The sequence below is a fragment of the Streptomyces sp. NPDC001373 genome (assembly GCF_042895815.1).
GTDB lineage: Bacteria > Actinomycetota > Actinomycetes > Streptomycetales > Streptomycetaceae > Streptomyces.
In genome coordinates, this window is record NZ_JBIAWQ010000015.1 from 135,015 (window position 1) to 151,387 (window position 16,373).

The 16,373-nt window shown below is 73.8% G+C and carries 13 protein-coding genes; 11 read left to right on the plus strand and 2 right to left on the minus strand.

Translation table 11 applies throughout. The features are described from left to right. Positions 1-68: 68 nt before the first annotated feature. The gene (locus ACFY15_RS28105) at positions 69-3,995 is read right to left on the minus strand and encodes a type I polyketide synthase (protein WP_390826293.1); all 3,927 of its coding nucleotides are present in this window, start codon (positions 3,993-3,995) and stop codon (positions 69-71) included. Between the two features lie 353 nt (positions 3,996-4,348). Here ACFY15_RS28105 and ACFY15_RS28110 point away from each other — a divergent pair, with 353 nt between their 5' ends. Both ACFY15_RS28110 and ACFY15_RS28115 read left to right on the plus strand, forming a co-directional pair. Next, a complete protein-coding gene (locus tag ACFY15_RS28110; RefSeq protein ID WP_390690398.1) occupies positions 4,349-5,479 on the plus strand; it encodes a hypothetical protein in 1,131 nt (376 codons plus the stop codon). Between the two features lie 70 nt (positions 5,480-5,549). Next, positions 5,550-6,398 (plus strand): hypothetical protein, encoded by an 849-nt coding sequence (locus tag ACFY15_RS28115; protein ID WP_390690399.1) that lies wholly within the window; start codon positions 5,550-5,552, stop codon positions 6,396-6,398. Positions 6,399-6,582: 184 nt separating this feature from the next. Here ACFY15_RS28115 and ACFY15_RS28120 read toward each other — a convergent pair whose 3' ends face one another. Then, a complete protein-coding gene (locus tag ACFY15_RS28120) occupies positions 6,583-8,169 on the minus strand; it encodes an FAD-dependent monooxygenase (protein WP_390826294.1) in 1,587 nt (528 codons plus the stop codon). Positions 8,170-8,255: 86 nt separating this feature from the next. On the opposite strand from ACFY15_RS28120, the gene ACFY15_RS28125 reads away from it, so the two are divergent. The 9 genes from ACFY15_RS28125 (at position 8,256) to ACFY15_RS28165 (ending at position 16,210) form a co-directional block, all read left to right on the plus strand. Next, positions 8,256-9,323, plus strand: coding sequence for an aldo/keto reductase (locus tag ACFY15_RS28125; RefSeq protein ID WP_390690401.1), 1,068 nt, complete (start codon positions 8,256-8,258; stop codon positions 9,321-9,323). Between the two features lie 144 nt (positions 9,324-9,467). Next, positions 9,468-10,580 carry a ScbA/BarX family gamma-butyrolactone biosynthesis protein gene (locus ACFY15_RS28130; RefSeq protein WP_390690402.1) on the plus strand — a complete coding sequence of 371 codons (1,113 nt, stop codon included), beginning with the start codon at positions 9,468-9,470 and terminating at the stop codon, positions 10,578-10,580. 22 nt (positions 10,581-10,602) lie between these two features. Continuing rightward, a complete protein-coding gene (locus ACFY15_RS28135; RefSeq protein ID WP_390690403.1) occupies positions 10,603-11,337 on the plus strand; it encodes an HAD family hydrolase in 735 nt (244 codons plus the stop codon). Between the two features lie 48 nt (positions 11,338-11,385). Continuing rightward, complete coding sequence (locus tag ACFY15_RS28140; protein ID WP_390826295.1) at positions 11,386-12,420, plus strand: 3-oxoacyl-ACP synthase III family protein; 1,035 nt, start codon at positions 11,386-11,388, stop codon at positions 12,418-12,420. A gap of 42 nt (positions 12,421-12,462) precedes the next feature. Continuing rightward, complete coding sequence (locus ACFY15_RS28145; RefSeq protein WP_390690405.1) at positions 12,463-12,657, plus strand: hypothetical protein; 195 nt, start codon at positions 12,463-12,465, stop codon at positions 12,655-12,657. A 114-nt stretch (positions 12,658-12,771) separates the two neighbouring features. Further along, positions 12,772-14,046 carry an MFS transporter gene (locus tag ACFY15_RS28150; protein ID WP_390690406.1) on the plus strand — a complete coding sequence of 425 codons (1,275 nt, stop codon included), beginning with the start codon at positions 12,772-12,774 and terminating at the stop codon, positions 14,044-14,046. A gap of 47 nt (positions 14,047-14,093) precedes the next feature. Further along, positions 14,094-14,417 carry a putative quinol monooxygenase gene (locus tag ACFY15_RS28155; protein WP_390690407.1) on the plus strand — a complete coding sequence of 108 codons (324 nt, stop codon included), beginning with the start codon at positions 14,094-14,096 and terminating at the stop codon, positions 14,415-14,417. Between the two features lie 119 nt (positions 14,418-14,536). Then, complete coding sequence (locus tag ACFY15_RS28160) at positions 14,537-15,391, plus strand: cyclase family protein (RefSeq protein WP_390690408.1); 855 nt, start codon at positions 14,537-14,539, stop codon at positions 15,389-15,391. 93 nt (positions 15,392-15,484) lie between these two features. Beyond that, complete coding sequence (locus tag ACFY15_RS28165; RefSeq protein ID WP_390826296.1) at positions 15,485-16,210, plus strand: SDR family oxidoreductase; 726 nt, start codon at positions 15,485-15,487, stop codon at positions 16,208-16,210. Positions 16,211-16,373: the final 163 nt, after the last annotated feature.

Here is a 16,373-nt window from a genome sequence, read left to right on the forward strand (position 1 = left end):
GCACCTTCGACCTTTTGTATCACGATCAATTTATGAATCACAGTCCATCTTCTGTGGTCGATCACACGTCACGCGGCCGCTCCGGCAGTGAGGTCCCGGATGCTCTCGCCGCCCAGGAGCTGGCGCATCGGGATCTCCCAGTCCAGGGTGCTGCGCAGGTCACGGCTGAGCTGTGTGGCGGTCAGGGAGTCGATGCCGTAGTCGCGCAACGACCGCCGGACGTCGATGCGTTCGGGCACCATTCCCAGGACCCGGGCCGCTCGGTCGACGAACAGGCCGGTGCGGTCCTCGGGCCGCTCCTCCCGCAGGTCCGCCTCCGCTCTCCTCTCCGTCCCCTGCGACGGGGGCGTCCGCTCATACGTGGGACGGGCCGGGTACGGCCGCGGTTGCGCCTCACCGCGCAGCCGGCCGAGGGCTCCCGAGGAGCCGCGCAGCACGCCAGCGGCGGCCGAGGCGGTCCGCAGCGGGACGGCGAGGGCCGACTGGAGCCGGACGGCCAGGGGCGGGGCGACGCCGACGCGGCGCAGCCGGATGCCGCGGAACTCGGCCAGCAGGCGCCCGTCCGGGCCGAGGACGTGGACCTCCGCGCGCGCGGCGTTCCCCCGCAGGAGGGGGGCGACGGTGACGTGGACCCAGAACTCCTCGGTGAGGTCCGCGTGGAAACGGACCTGTTCGAAGGCCTCCGCCGTGTAGGCCCGGTGGTCCCCGGGAGTATGGGGCAGGGCCGCGATCAGCGGGAGGAAGCAGGCCTCCCAGGCTCCGTGGGCGGGCATGCCGGACCCGGGCCGGGACATCTGGGCGACGGCCTCGCCACCCCGCAGCCACAGGTGGCGCAGGGTCCGTATCGCGGGCAGCACCTCGTACCCGCGGCGGGCGGCGCCCGCGAGGAACTCCCGGGGCGTCAGGTGCCGGCGGCAGCGGGCGAGCGCGTCGTCGACAGTGGCCCGGCCGTGGCGGGAGGGCGGTGCGGGGGTGGTGTGCAGCTCGGCGCGCAGGCAGGGGACGGGGTCCCCGCCGAGGGCGTCCGCGCGGGCGGTGTACGTGCCGGGGCGGCCGGGATCCAGCCGGATCCGGACGGTGCGGACGGCCCCTTCGGCGGGGGCCTCCACGAGCCCCCCGCCCACGACGACGCGGGTCAGGGTCACCTCTTCGGCGTGGCCGGAGGCGCGGGCCAGGTCGTGGAGGTGGGCGAGGTGGGCGACCGGGGGGACGGGGGTGAGGCCGCGCAGCCTGATCCCGGCGATCCGGTGGTCGTAGGGGATGTCCGCGACGTGGCTCCCCGCGGCGGGGGCGTGGACCGCGGCCGGGAGGCGGCGGCGCAGCGGCTCGGCCTCCCAGGGGTAGGCCGGGAGCGGGGCGGGGCGGGCCCGGTCGCGGAACCAGCGGTCCCAGCGCACGGGACCGCCGAGGGTGAAGTAGGCGCCGAGGGAGCGAGCGAGGGACAGGGCCTCGCCCTCGGGCAGCCGGCGGGTGGTGGAGGTGACGACGGCGACGGGGGCTCCCAGCTCCTGGAGGGTCTCCTCGACGGCGGGGCTCAGCAGGGGGTGGGGGCTGATCTCGACGAAGACGTGCTCGGCCTCCTTGGCCAGGTGCCGGACGCTGTCGGCGAAGTGGACGGGGCGGCGGAGGTTGTCCGCCCAGTACCCGGCGTCGAGTTCGGTCCCGTCGAGGTAGGCGGTGCGGACCGTCGAGTGCATCGCCGTGCGGGCGCGGCGGGGTGTGACGTGGGCGAGCAGGTCGAGCAGGTCGTCGCGCAGGGGGTCCATGGCCGGGCAGTGCGAGGCGACGTTGGTCCGTACGAGGCGGTGGAAGACGCCCTGCTGTTCCAGGCGACGGGCGATCCGGCGCAGTCCGGCGCGGTCTCCGGCCAGGATGGTGCTGGTGGGGGCATTCTCGGCGGCCACGCAGACACCGGGTTCGTCCGCGACGAGGGCCTCGGCTCTCTCGTGCAGGAGTTCCACGGCCATCATGGCGTTCTGGCCGGTGGTGCGTTGCAGCAGGGCGCTGCGGCGGCAGATGACGGCGGCGGCGTCGGCGAGGGAGAGCGCTCCGGTGGCGGCAGCGGCCGCGGGTTCGCCCATGCTGTGGCCCACGCAGACCTCGGGCTCGACGCCCATGTCGCGCCAGTGCGCGGCCAGGGCCGTCTGGACCGACCACAGCAGGGGCTGGATCGTGTCGACCCGGTCGGGGAGGGAGTCGTCACCCTCCTCGGCGAGGACCTCGCGCACGGACCTGCCCGTCTCGGCCCGGACGACGGTGTCGCAGGCGTCCAGGGCGGCGCGGAACGCGGGCGAGGAGGCCAGCAGCGAACGGCCCATGCCGGACCACTGGGATCCCTGGCCGGGGAAGACGAAGACGGGGCGGCGCGGGCCGGCGAACCCGGCTTCTCCCGTACCGCCGTCCGGGGTGGGGCGGTCCTCGGCGAGGGCGCGCAGGGTGCGGGCGAGTCCGTCGTGGTCGGCGCCGGTCGCCCAGAGGCGGTACGGGTGGGCGTCGCGCTTGAGGGCGGCGGTGGCGCACAGGTCCCACAGGGGGTGTTCGCGGCCCGCCCCGCCGGGGGCGAGGTGGGCGGCGTGGGCCGCGGCGAGGCGGCGCAGGGCGGCGGGCGAGTGCGCGCTGAGGACCAGCAGGTGGGTGGGGCGGTCCGGGGGCAGTTCGCTGAGGCCGTGCCGGGGTACGTCGGGCCGGGGGGCGGGTGAGGCGACGACGACGTGGGCGTTGGTGCCCGACAGGCCGAAGGAACTGACGCCGGCCACGACGGTGTCGGAGCCGCCCTGGGCGGGGACGAGCTCGTTGCGGGTGACGAGCCGCAGGGGAGCGTCCTGCCCCGCGAGTAAGGAGTGCGGGCTGGTCGCGTGCAGCGAGGCGGGGACGAGGCGGTGCTGGGTGATCAGCACCGTCTTGACGAGGCCCGCGATGCCGGCCGCCGCTTCGGCGTGGCCGATGTTGGTCTTCACCGAGCCAATCCTCAGCGGCCGGTCGGCGGGACGGTGGCCCCTCACGGCCTCGGCGAGCGCGAGGAGTTCGACCTCGTCCCCGGTCGGGGTCCCTGTGCCGTGGGCCTCGACGTAGTCCAGCCGGCTGGGGTCCGCCCCGGCGCTGCGCCAGGCACCCCTGATCATCGCGGTCTGGCCGGGGACGGCCGGGCGGATCAGGGAACCGCTGGCGCGGCCGTCGTTGGTGACGGCGCTGCCGGGGAGCAGGGCGAGGACCGGGTCGCCGGCGTGGAGGGCGTCGCGCAGGCGCTTGAGGACGACGACGGCGACGCCCTCGCTGCGGACGAAGCCGTCGGCGGCGGTGTCGCCGAACCGGCAGCGTCCGCCCGGTGAGAGCATCGCGGCCTGGGAGTAGGCCACGGCCTCGTGGGGGGAGAGGATGACGTTGGCCCCACCGGCGACGGCGAGGTCGCTCTCCCCGGTGAGCAGGCTCTGCCGGGCCATGTGGACGGCGACCAGCGACGAGGAGCAGGCCGCGTCGAGGGTGACGCTGGGGCCGCGCAGGTCGAGATCGTAGGAGATGCGGCCGGCGGCCATCGCCCGTACGCCGCTGCCCGCGACCTCCCTGAGGGTGTGGACGTTCAGGTCCTCGCCCCGGGCGTACTCCGCGGTGGCCTGGCCGATGAAGACCCCGGCCTGGGTGCCCGCCAGCGACGAGGGCCGGATGCCCGCCCCGTCCAGCGCCTCGCGCAGCACGAGGAGCAGGAGGCGGTGCTGCGGGTCCATGGCCGCCGCGTCGGCGGGGGAGATCCCGAAGAACTCCGTGTCGAAGCCGAAGAGGTCGTCCAGGAAACCGCCGTAGCGGGAGTCCGTCTTGCCCGGGACCCCCGGCCCGGGTGCGTAGTACGCGTCGATGTCGAAGCGGTCCTGCGGTACCTCGGTCACCGAGTCGGTGTTGGCGACCAGGTTGTCCCAGAACTGCCCGACGCTGTTGGCCTGGGGAAACCTGCATCCCATGCCGACGACCGCCACGGTCGTCTCTTCTTTCCACGATTCCACGACTGCCCCCTCGTCCGATGTGAGTGCGCGGGAGCCGCCTCCCCCGCAGCTCCACCGCCCCTCGATCGTAGTTCAAGTCTGTACTTGAGAACAATGATGGATCGGAGGCCATATCCGGATGGGAGCACTCCGCGAACTATCCCGCTTCCCAAACTTGTTGACCTGTAGTAGAAAGTTAGATCCAAGCCCAAAAATGAACTCCAGTCAGATCTGAGAGACCTGTGAGCGAGAAGGGGTGAACTCCATTGGCTCCGCGCACGTCACAGCACACGGCGTCACCAGGCACCGGAGCAGGGGCAGGAGCAGGCACGCGGGCGGAGGCACCGGAGGGGCCCGGTGAACTGCCGGACCTGTTGCGCCGGGCCTTACGGGTCCCCTCGCTCCGGGCGAAGTACGCCCCCGTCCTGGCCGACGGCCCGGTACGGCTGACGGACCTTCCCGTACTGACCCGTCAGGAGCTGGCGCTGGCGACCGAGGAGGCGCTGGTCTCCGGGTCCCGGCCGGCCGCCTCGCTGATCTGGGCGGACGGCGGCACCGTCCGCACGCCCTCGCTGAGCCTGCTGCCGGCGGACCTGTTCGCCGAGCGGGTGCGCGGCGCGTGGCGCCCGCTCGGCCCGTCCGACGTCCTGACGAACCTGCACTCCTGCGAACGCCTGCGCCCCGACCACCACTTCTTCAACCGCTTCGCCGCCGCGTCGGGCGCCGCCTGTCTGCCGCTCGGCCCACTGCCGGACGGCGCCCAGGACGCGTGGCTGGACTTCTTCGCCCGTACGGGGGTCACCGCCCTGAGCGCCCCGCCCGAGACCGTCGCACGGCTGGCGGGCGCCGCCGGGGCCGGCCGGCCGCTCCCCTGGCTGCGCACCCTGCTGCTGGGCGGCACCCTGCACGACACCACCTCCGACTCCCTGCTCTCCGACCGCTTCCCGTACACGCAGGTCTGGCGCCTGTACGGGACTCCGGCCACCGGGGTCGCCGGACGGCACGGGCCCCACTGCCTCACGGGGCTCTACCACCCGCTGCCGCACCAGCACCTCGAGGTGGTCGACGGGCAGGTCCTCGTCACCACCCTCGACGCCCGCCGCGACCCCCCGCTGATCCGGTACGCGACCGAGGAGCGCGCCGAGTACGCCTCCTGCGTCTGCGGCGCCGCGGGTCCGGCCATCCGGCTGCTGGGCCCCGCCGACCCGCACTTCCGGCTCCACGGGCGCGGGGTCTCGGCCCGGGAGCTGGTCGATTCGGCCCTGGCCACGGGGGAGGTGACGGCCGCCCAGGTGGCCGTGGGCCGCGGGCAGCGGGTGCAGCTCCGGGTGCTCCTGGCGCCCGGCGTACCCGACGACCACTACACGCACGACTGGATCCGGTACCAGGTCCTGGAGAGCCGGCTGAGCCTGCCCGCCTTCGTCCTGGACCAGCCCGAGGTCTTCGACGTCGTCTCCGTGGAGCGCCTCGACGGCACTTCCGCGCTGGCCGCCGATGAGTTCTGACACACCGCCCCACCCCACGCTGGATCACGAGCCGTACGAGGAAACACCACCAGGTACGAGAGGAACTTCCATGTCCTACCAGTCCCCCACCCTTCCTTCCCTCCAGGGCGCCGCCGAGCAGGCCGAGGACGAGATCCTGATCGCCGTGCGCGCGGTGGCCCCCGAAATCGACGAGATGATCCGGGCCGAGCCGCTCCCCGAGGGCTGGCTGCCGGGCTGGGACGTCGCCGGGGTCGTCCTCAAGGCGGCCCCCGAGGGGTTCAGCCCGCAGCCCGGCGACCGGGTGGTGGGCGTGGCCACGGGTACCGAGTGGGGATCGTGCATGACCCTGCCCTCCGAGTACGCCGTGGTCCTGCCCGACCACGTCAGCTTCGAGCAGGCCGCGGCGCTGCGGGTCGCGGTGCTGACCGCGCTGCGCATGGTGCGCGGCGCCGGCTCGGTGACCGGCCGCCGGGTGCTGGTCACCGGAGCGGGCCGGGGCATCGGCCGGCTGCTGGTGGAGCTCGCGGCCGCGCTGGACGCCGAGGTGACCGCCGTGGTGCGGGACGCCGGCGAGGCCGCCGAGGTGGCCCGGCTGGGTGCCCGTCGGGTGATGACCCCGGACGCGGTCTCCGACGGCTTCGAGGGCTCCTTCGACATCGTGTACGAGGCGGCCGCGGGTGATCTGATCGCCGCCGGACGGGGGCTGACCGCCGACGGCGGGCTGGTGTTCCTCTACGAGAGCTTCGCTCCGCAGGGCGCGGACATCGGCTTCTTCCGGTTCTTCGGCGGTCCCGAGCAGGCGGGGCTGAGGCACTTCGTCTTCCGTACCGCGACGCCCGAGGACCGCGAACTGGCCCAGCTGCTGGACCTGCTGACCACGGGTGGGCTCTCCCTCGGGCGGTCCTGCGCCCGGGACGGGGAGCGGGCCGCGGTCTGATCCGGCCCGGGCGTGCGGGCCCGGGCACCGACGAAGGGGGCGGCCGTGCGGCCGCCCCCTTCGGGCTGCCCGCCGGACGGGACCCCCGGGCGGGACCCCAAACGCTGTCCCTGCCCCGACACGGCGCCGCCCCCGGCACCGTGTCGCGGTGTCGGGGGCGGCGCCGTCCGTGCCGTGCCGGGCGTCAGGCACCCGCGGCCGGGCCCAGCCAGGTGGTGAGCTCCTCCAGCAGGTGGCCGGTGTCGCGCTCGTGGCCGTGCGCGGCTATGTGCCCGTCGGGCCGGATCAGGTAGTAGCCGGTCCGGCCGCAGCCGGTCGAACGCCGGACCGATCCGGCGGCGAGGTCCACCGCACGCACCTGCGGCCAGGGCGAGGCGAGGGCGCGCAGCTGGGTGCGCCAGGCCGCGGCCTTGCCCCGGCCGACCACGGCGAGGGTCCAGGACGGAGCCTCCGCCGCCGGCCCGGCGATCCCGTGCGGGAGGGCCAGTTCCCTGGGGAAGACCGCGCCCACCTCGAGCGCTCCGGGCAGTTTCGCTCGGGCCGCACAGCCGGTGCGGCCGGACGGCAGCTGACTGGGACGGAGGGCGGGGTAGGACAGGCGCCGGCCCGCCATGACGGGCGCGTAGAGCCGGAAGGCGCCGGTGCGCTCGGCGGCGCGGAACGCGGCGTCCCGGGCGGCGACGGCGAGCCGGCCGCGGACCAGCCAGCCCCGGGTCTGGATGTCGGTGTCGCGCACCACCCGCCGGACCACCGCGGAACGCTCGGCCCCGTACCCGAGGAGCAGAGCGGACGGGGCCTCGCCCCGGACGACCGCGGCGATCTTCCAGGCGAGGTTGTGGGCGTCCTGCATGCCGGTGTTCATGCCCTGGCCGCCGGCGGGACTGTGGACGTGGGCGGCGTCGCCCGCGATGAAGACCCGGCCCAGCTGGTAGGTGCTCGCGTGTCGGGCGTGGATGCGGAAGACCGTCTCCCAGAGGGGCTCGACGAGACGGACCCCGCGCGGGCCCCGCTCGTCGACGATCTGCTGCATCCGCTCCAGGCCGGACGCCTCGCCGGGGGCGAGGCTGGAGAAGAAGCGGTAGACCCCGTCGGGGAGCGCCACGATGACGAGGGCCCCGGCGGGCGACTGGTAGTACAGGGCCTGGTCGGACGGCAGGTCGCCCTCGATCCGCGCGTCGACCAGGGCGAAGGCGCTCTCGTACGTGCTCCCGTCGAAGCCGCTGCCCAGCTGGGCGCGCACCGCGCTGGAGGCTCCGTCGGTGCCCACGACGAAGGGGGCGCGGGTGCGCTCGATACGGCCGTCGGAGTGTTCCAGTACGGCGGTGACGGGGTCGGTGCCGTCGATGCGGCCGGAGAAGTCGATGCCCTCGAGGGTGAGCAGGCGCACGCCGTGCTCGACCTTGCCCCCGAGGGAGAGCAGCCGGCGGCGCAGGACCGCCTCGGTCTCGTTCTGCGGGAGGCAGAGCGGGGCGAGGTGCTGGGGGAAGTCGAAGGTGGCCAGGCGGCGGCGGTCGGAGAAGTAGCTGAAGGCGTTGATCTGCAGGCCCGCCTCGCGCAGTTCGTCCAGGATCCCCAGGTCCTCGAAGAGGTCGAGGCTGCGCGGCCAGACCAGCAGGGCCTTGGGCAGCGGCGAGGGTTCGGGGGCGCGGTCGATGACGCGCACGCGCACGCCGCGGCGCAGCAGTTCGCAGGCGGCCGTCATCCCGGCAGGGCCCGCGCCGACGACGAGGACGTCATAGGGCTCCGGGTCCGGAAGCGGTGTGGTGGACATGAGCGCCCCTCCATCTCATTGACGACTACTATCAGATGTCTTATGGTTCATCGCAATCTTACACATCGACAACGGGAGAAGAGAAGATGCGCTACCGCTACCTGGGCGACACCGGCCTGTCCGTCTCCGAACTGTGCTTCGGCGCCATGACCTTCGGCGGCGGGGCGAGCTTCCTGGGCGCCGAGGACCGCAACTGGTCCGAGTTCGGCACCGTCGACGACTCCAACGTGCTGCGCATGATGGACCAGGCCCTCGACGCGGGCATCAACTTCTTCGACACCGCCGACGTCTACAAGAACGGCATGGGTGAGGAGTTCTTCGGCCGCACCCTCGGCAAGGTGCGCGACCGGGTCATCATCGGCACCAAGGGCCGCTGGCGCATCACGGACGACCCGAACGACATCGGCGCCACCCGCCACCACCTGTTCGCCGCGGTGGAGGCCAGCCTGCGGCGGCTGAACACCGACTACATCGACCTGTACCACATCCACGGCTTCGACCCGCGCACCTCGCTGGACGAGACCCTGCGCGCGCTCGACGACCTGATCCGCTCCGGCAAGGTCCGCTACATCGGCGTCTCCAACTTCGCCGGCTGGCAGCTGATGAAGGCGCTGTCGGTCTCCGAGCGCCGCAACCTCAGCCGCTTCGTCTGCTACCAGGGCTACTACAACATCGCCGCCCGCGACCTGGAGCGCGAGATCATCCCGCTCGCCGTGGACCAGAACGTCGGCATCACCGCCTGGTCCCCGCTGGCCGGGGGCTTCCTCACCGGCAAGTACCGCCGCGGCGAGGGTCGCCCCGAGGGCAGCCGGCTCTCGCAGCGCACCCCGGCCGAGTCGGCGCCGCTGACCGACCCCGACCAGGCGTACGACATCGTCGACGCGATGGCGCAGATCGCGGAGGACCGCGGCGCGACGGTGGCGCAGGTCGCGCTCAACTGGGTGCTGGCCAAGCCCGCCATCGCCTCGGCCGTGGTCGGTGCGACCAAGCCGCACCAGCTGGAGGACAACCTCCGGGCGATGGAGTGGAGCCTCACCGAGGACGAGCTGGCCCGTCTCGACAAGGTCAGCGAGACCCCGGCGCCCTACCCGTACTGGCACATCGGCACCGTGGGCGCCGACCGCAAGCTGCCGGGCGACGTCTACCCGGCCTGATCCCGTCGGTCCCCGCCGCCTTCCCCCGCCGGCGGGGACCGGCGCGGCCGCGGCGGACCGGCCCCCCGGTCCGCCGCGGCCACCTCCCCGTACGCGCACCGACCACCCACAGGAACCACCCACCGCGACAGGAAGCCAGGCCCCATGACCACTGCACCCGCCGCCGCGCCCGTGGCCGCACCCGCGCCGCCCGCGCCGCCCGCCGCGCTCCCCGCGCTGGACTACTCCCGTACCGTGGACCGGCTGCTGGTCCACCGGGACGCCCTGGGAGAAGTCTTCCTGACGGACCTCCAGCCGATCGACGACCAGCGCTACGCCGCAGGCGTCCAGCTGCCCCGCTCGCACGCCTACTACGGGGACCACCTGCTGCGCCCCGGCTGCTACGACCCGCTCCTGCTCCTGGAGGCCTGCCGGCAGGCGGCGCTGGCCGGGGCACACCGCTTCTACGGGGTCCCGTCCGACAACAAGTTCATCCTGACCCACCTGCGGCTGCGCCTGGACCGGCCGCAGATGGTCGTGGTGAGATCGGCCCCGATCGCCCTCGCGCTGCGCGTCAGCATCGTGAGCCGCAAGGAGCGCGAGGGCCGGGTCACCGGACTGGACTACGAGTTCGACCTGACCGTGGGCGGCGTCGTGATCGGCCAGGGGGCGGTCGGGCTGCGTTTCAAGACGCCCACCGGCTACCTCACCCTGCGGCTCAACAACCGCGACGGCCTGGCCCTGCCCTCCTCGGCCGCGTACCCGGCGAGGACGCCGGGCACCCCCCTGGCCCCGCACCTGGTCGGGCGCGCCAACCCGGACAACGTGGTCCTGGTGGACACCGTGGCGGCCGGGGACACCGCGCAGGCCCTGCTGCGGATACCGGCCCAGCACGCGAGCATGTTCGACCACCCGCAGGACCACCTGCCGGGCATGGTCATCGCCGAAGGCGCGCGCCAGCTGGCCCTGTTCGCCGCGCTCGACGTCCGGGGGCTGGCCGGCGCGAAGACCCTCGTCACCGAGATCGACGTGCTCTTCACCCGGTTCGGCGAGTTGGAGGACGAGACGGTGCTCACCGCCCGGGCGGGCGGCGGGCCGGAGTCCGGCCCCGGCGGCCCGGTCTACACCCAGGGCGGCGTCCTGGAGCCGGAGGACGCGGACGGGCCGGACCGGGAGCGCGTGGCGGCCCTCCAGCAGGTTCCGGTCCGGGTGGAGGCGACCCAGCGGGGCGAGTCGCTGTGCGTCTTCTCCTTCGTCCTGACACGGATGTCGTCCTGAGCGCACGGAAAGGACGGCACGCATGACCGTGATGACAGCCACCACGACCGCGGCGCGGGCGCCGCTCGCCGGCACCGCGGCGGGGGCGGTGACCGCAGCGGCGTTCAGCGACGTGGACGAGACGCTGATCCGCGTGAAGAGCATGTTCCGCTTCCTCGCGTTCCACCTGCGTCGGCGCGGCGAGCCACCCGCCACCTACGAACGGCTGGTGGACGGCCTGCGCGAGGCGGCCCGGCGCGGTGAGCCGCGGGAGCGGATCAACCGGCGCTACTACGAGCTGCTCGCGGGGGAGTCCGTCGAGGACCTGGAGCGCAGCGGGCGCTCCTGGTTCGCCCACGAGCGGGAGCAGCCCGGCGGCCCGTACCTTCCGGCGGTGGAGCGGGAACTACGCGGTCACCGGGCCGCGGGGCACTCCGTGGTCCTGCTCTCGGGCTCCTTCTTCGCCTGCCTCCAGCCCATCGCCGAGGACATCGGCGCCGACCACGCGCTGGGCTCCCGCCCGGTGGTCCGGCGCGGGCTGCTCACCGGCGAGGTGCTCGTTCCGATGATCGGCGCGGCCAAGGGCCGGGCGGTGCACATCAGCGCGGCCCTGCGCGGCTTCGACCTCGCCGACTGCTCGGGGTACGGGGACCACAGCAGCGATCTGGCGCTGCTGAGCGCGGTGGGCCGTCCCGTGGCCGTGGGCGACGACCCCGAACTGGCCGCCCACGCCCGCCGCCACGGCTGGAGGACATTGGAGGCCGGCGGGCATGCCTGACCTCGCGGCGGGCCGCACCCGGCGGCCCGCCACACCACTGGAGACACCATGAATCGCATCGGAATCCTGGCCACCGGCTCCTACCTGCCCCCCACGGTCGTCGGCAACGAGGAGATCGCCCGCAGTTCGGGGGTGTCCGACGAGTGGATCGTGCGCAAGACCGGCATCCGCGAGCGGCGCCGGGCCGACGACCGCGACGCCACCTCCGACCTGGCCGCCCGCGCGGCCCGGGCGGCCCTCGAACAGGCCGGCGTGGCCGCGCGGGACGTGGCGTACATCGTGCTGGCCACGTCCACGCCCGACCACCCGCAGCCGGCGACGGCGAGCATCGTGCAGCACCTGATCGGGGCGGAGAACGCCGCCGCCTTCGACATCAACGCCGTGTGCAGCGGCTTCGTCTACGCCACCACGGTGGCCGAGCGGCTGCTGCGGGCGGCCGAACCCGGGCGCTACGCCCTGGTCATCGGCGCCGACATCTACTCCCGGATCCTGGACTACTCCGACCCCAAGACCGCCCTCCTCTTCGGGGACGGGGCCGGGGCCGCGCTGCTCGGCACCGTCGCCGCGGACCGGGGCATACGGGAGACGAGCCTGCTGACGCGCGGGGACCAGTACCGGCTGATCAGCGTGCCCGCAGGCGGCAGCCGGATGCCGGCGAACGACCGCACCCTGCGCGAGGGCGCCCACTTCTTCCGCATGGACGGGCGCGGGGTGCGCAGCTTCGTGCAGGACAACCTGCCGGGGGCGCTGCACGAGCTGCTGGCGAAGGCGGGCGTACGGCCCGGGGACATCCGGCACTTCGTCCCGCACCAGGCCAACGCGGTGATGCTCGGCGAGGTCTGGCCCGCCCTCGGCCTGACCGGCGCCACCATGCATCTGGCGATGGAGCGGTACGGCAACACCGGCTCCGCCTCCGTCCCGGTCACCCTGGACCTCGCCCACCGCCAGGGGCTGTTCGCCGACGGCGACAGCGTGCTGCTGGCCGGGTTCGGGGGCGGAATGACCGTGGGGGCGGTGCTGGCCGACTGGGCTCCGACGGCCTGCGCCCGGCCCCGCGCCCAGGAGCTGGCCGCCGTCCACTGACCCCATCTCCCCGGCCCCACTCCGTTCCGAAAGGGCACTGCCATGGACACGCACACCAGCGACAGCGGTCAGGGCTTCGGCCTCGCCGCGGTGGACGACGAGGCGGACGTCCGGGCGCTGCTGCGCGTCCGTACGGCCCGCCGCCGGCGGGCCGTACTCCGGCACGCCGTGGAACACTCCCTGCACGCACGGCTGTTCGGGGAGGTACCGGTCACGACCGGCACCTCCCCGAATTGACAGGTTTCTTACAGCCATCGATTGACACCCAGATGTAAGACATCTTATGGTCGTCACGCATCATCTATTTCATCGAAACCGTACCCCTCTGTTCTCCCGGTTAGGAGGAGCTCCGTGTCCGACCACCGATCCGGCAACCGCGCGAGCACCGTGGCCACGACCGTGGGGCTGAGCCTGCTGGCGCTCAACCTGCGCCCCGCCATCGGCAGCGTCTCGCCCGTACTCGACGACTTACAGCAGTCCCTCGCGCTCAGCGACTCGGCCATCAGTCTGCTCACCACCCTGCCCGTGCTGTGCCTGGGCATCTTCGCGGCGGTCTCACCCGCCCTCTCCCGCCGCATGGGCACCCCCGGCGCCCTGGTGCTCGGCTTCGTCCTGCTGATCGCGGGCATCCTGCTCCGACTGGACCAGTCCGTCTGGGCGATGTTCGTCGGAACCGCCCTCGCCGGGGCCGGCCTGGCGATCGGCAACGTCCTGATGCCGGCGGTCATCAAGAGTGCCTTCCCCGACCGCGTCCGCCTCTTCACCGGCATCGGCACCGGCATCCTCAGCGCCGGCGCGGCCCTCTCGGCCGGCTTCGCCGTCCCGCTGCGCGACGCCACCGACGGCTGGAGCGGCTCCCTCGCCCTGTGGGCGATCCCCGCCGCGGTCGGCCTGGTCGCCTGGCTTCCCCTGCTCAAGAACTCCAGGCCCGCCCCGGCCGCCGCCGGACCGGCCGCCGACCAGGGCTCGTTGCTCGGCGACGCCATGGCCTGGCAGGTCACCGGCTACCTGGCGCTGCGCGCCCTGGTGTACTTCACCGCCCTGGGCTGGCTGCCCACGATCCTCGCCGACCTGGGCTACAGCAACTCCTCCTCCGGCGCGCTGCTCTCCGTCGCGATGCTGGTCAGCGTGCCGGGCGCGCTGTTCGCCCCGATCCTCGTCGGCCGCAAGGGCACCTCTCCGATGGTGGTCGCCATCGCGGTGGCCGGCGCGGTCAGCCTGCTGGGCCTGCTGTGGGCGCCGGCCGCGGCCGCCCTGTGGGTCGCCGTCCTGGGTGTGACCCTGGGCGCCGGACACGCCATGGCCCTCACCTTCATCGGCATGCGCTCGCCCAACCCGCAGACCGCCGCCCAGCTTTCGGGCATGGTGCAGACGATCGGCTACCTCGCCGGCGGTATCGCCGGCCCGCTCCTGCTCGGCCTGCTGCACGGCGCCACCGGCGGCTGGACCGTCTCCCTGGTCCTGCTGGCCGCCTTCACCCTCCCCGAACTGGTCCTCGGACTGCGCTCCGGCCGCAACCGGGCCGTGCGCCCGCGCCGGCGCGGCGAGAGCACGGTCCCCGTCACGGCGGCGGCCCCGGCCGGTGCCCCCGCGACCGCGCCCAAGGCGCCCGCCCTGCGCGACTGACGCCCCACCACCCCGACCCGTACGTCCCCACCCCCAGGAGCACCCCCATGTACCACGTCGCCGTCGCCTTCGACGTCCAGCCCGAGCACCGCGAGACGTTCATCGCCGCCGCCCACGCGGACGCCCGTGACTCGGCCGTGGACGAGCCGTTCACGCAGCGTTTCGAGCTCGTCGAGGACGAGGTGGACCCCAACCGCTTCTACCTGGACGAGGTCTACGACGACGCCGCCGCGTTCGACCGGCACATGGCCGGCCCGCACTTCGCCGCGTTCTTCGAGCGCATCGCCGGCATCGCCCAGGGCCCGACCTGGCTGATCCGCGGCAGCCGCGTCGAGGACCACAGCACCGCGAACGCCCCCGCCGCGGCCTGACCTTCCGCACCCTTCCCGCGCCCTCCCCCGGCGCCCGGCGGCCGGTCCCCCACCCGGCCGCCGCCCTCCCCCTCCGAGAACCACACGACCGACGAAACCGACCAAGGAGAGCCCCTCCCATGTGCAGCCCCCAGGTGATGGAGCTGGTCCACGGCGAGCCCGGACACAGCTGCGCCGACCACGCGACCGACGCGGGCACCGCCCAGGACGCCGCGTCCGGCCAGGACGGCGCCCGGCCGGCCGAACGCCCCCGGACCCCCGCCCCGCTCATCCGGGGCAGCCGGGTCAGCGACCTCACCCACGCCTTCGGCAACGACTTCCCGGTCCTCGAACCGATCGTGCTGAAGCCGAACATCGAGCACTTCGCCGACATCGCCTCCGAGGGCTTCAATGCCAACAAGCTGGAGATCGACGAGCACACCGGCACCCACGTCGACGGTCCGGCCCACCTCATCGACGGCCCCGTCTACACGGACGAGATCCCGATCGACCGGCTGATCGCCCCGCTGTGCGTCATCCGTATCGGCGAGCGGGCCGCGAAGGACCCCGACACCACCCTGACCGCCGACGACATCCTCGCCTGGGAACGCCGCCACGGCCGGATCCCGGACGGTGCCCTGGTCGTCATGGACTCCGGCTGGTGCCCCCGTATCGACACCCCCGGCGCCTACATCAACCGCGACGCCGACGGCATCCCCCACTTCCCCGGGCTCGGCTTCGACGCGGCCGAACTCCTGGTCCGCGAGCGCTCCATCGTGGCCGCCGGAACCGACACCCCGAGCCTGGACGCCTCCAAGAACCTCCAGATCGACGACCCGGGCGCCCACCGCATCGTGCTGGGCGACCTGCGCTACGGCGTGGAGAACATCGCGAACCTCCACACCGTCCCCGACGTCGGCGCCACCGCCGTCGTCGGCCTGATCCGCCACCGCAAGGGCTTCGCGGGCCCGTGCCGCATGTTCGGCATCCACTGAGCCGCCGATCCGGCTCCCCGACCGGTGAAGTCCGGCACCGGCACGTCCGGTGCCGGACTTCGCACGTCCCCCCGGACAGGAAGAAGAACAACCATGACGCAGCACCCCCGCCCGGTCGCCCTCGTCACGGGTGCCAACAAGGGCATCGGCCGGGAGACCGCCCGGCAGCTGAGCCTGCGCGGGATGACCGTCCTCGTCGGCGCCCGCGACACCGACCGCGGCGAGCGCACGGCCGCCGCCCTGCGCGAGAGCGGCGTCGACGCCCGCGCCCTCACCCTCGACGTCACCCGCGAGGAGACCGTCAAGTCCGCCGCGGCCGCCGTCGGGCACACCTACGGCAGGCTCGACGTCCTGGTCAACAACGCCGGCATCGTCGAGGAGGACCTCCCGCCGAGCGAGACCACCGCCGAGCTGGCCTCCCGCATCTACGCCACCAACGTCTTCGGTGTCATCGCCACCACCCACGCCCTGCTGCCGCTGCTGCGCGAGGCGCCGGCCGGGCGGGTGGTCAACCTCTCCAGTCGCCTGGGATCCCTGGCCAAGGCCGCGGACTTCGAGGCCCCGCACCGGCTCCTGCTGGCGTACAACTCGTCGAAGGCCGCACTGAACTCGCTCACCCTGCACTACGCCCGCGAGTTCGCCGGCACCCCGCTGAAGGTCAACTCGGCGACCCCCGGCTACGTGGCCACCGACCTCAACCGCCACCAGGGGACCCGCACGGTCGAGGAGGGCGCCCGCATCGTCGTCCGCCTGGCCACCCTCGGAGAGGACGGCCCCACCGGCGGCTTCTTCGACGACGACGGCGCGGTCGACTGGTAGCCGCCCGGCGCGGCCCGCGCACGGACGACGGAGGCGGGGGGGGGGGCCCCCCCGGGCGCCCCCCCCCCCCCCGCCGGGGGCGGGCCCCGGCGGCCCCCCCCCGGGGGGCCCCCGGAGACGCACCCCAAAAAGGGACCAAGCAAGGGTGGGGGCGCCCCCGGGG